Origin of the sequence: Exiguobacterium sp. s157 (assembly GCF_018618205.1) — a bacterium.
Classification (GTDB): domain Bacteria; phylum Bacillota; class Bacilli; order Exiguobacteriales; family Exiguobacteriaceae; genus Exiguobacterium; species Exiguobacterium chiriqhucha.
In genome coordinates this window covers 1-429 of record NZ_JACSLQ010000030.1, presented here as the reverse complement: position 1 = coordinate 429, position 429 = coordinate 1, and the positions used below count along the sequence as shown (strand labels likewise).

General features: G+C 53.6%; 1 protein-coding gene. It reads right to left on the bottom strand.

The genetic code is table 11. From position 1 onward, the window contains the following. Positions 1–429 (bottom strand): IS3 family transposase (locus KNP67_RS15670; protein WP_251130899.1); only part of this gene is annotated, 429 nt, incomplete at both ends.

Sequence of the window (429 nt, the reverse complement as noted above, 5' to 3'; positions counted from 1 at the left end):
ATGGTCGAAAGATAGGCCCGCTTACCGTTCCCGTAAAATATGTAGGTGATATCGGTGAGAAGCACCTTATAGGGCGTGCCCTGTTTGAACTCGCGTTTGAGGTGGTTCGGCACCACCCGGTGCTCGGCGGTCGCCTTAATGAGCCGTTTGTATGGTTTCGCCTTACGGATTGGACACACGATGTTGTATTTCCGCATGATACGTCGGATGCACTTCAGGTTCATCGTCACACCGAAATGACCAGACAGCACCATCTTGATCTGCCTAGCACCCTTCTTGCGCTTCTTGAAGTGGAACGCCTTCAGAACGAAGTCACGAAGAGCCATGTCTCTCGATTCGCGCTCCTGTCTGATCTGTCTCCTCCGTTCCGAGAAATAGGCGTGGTATCCCTGACGTGACACCCCGGCCACCTGACAGAGATGGCTGACC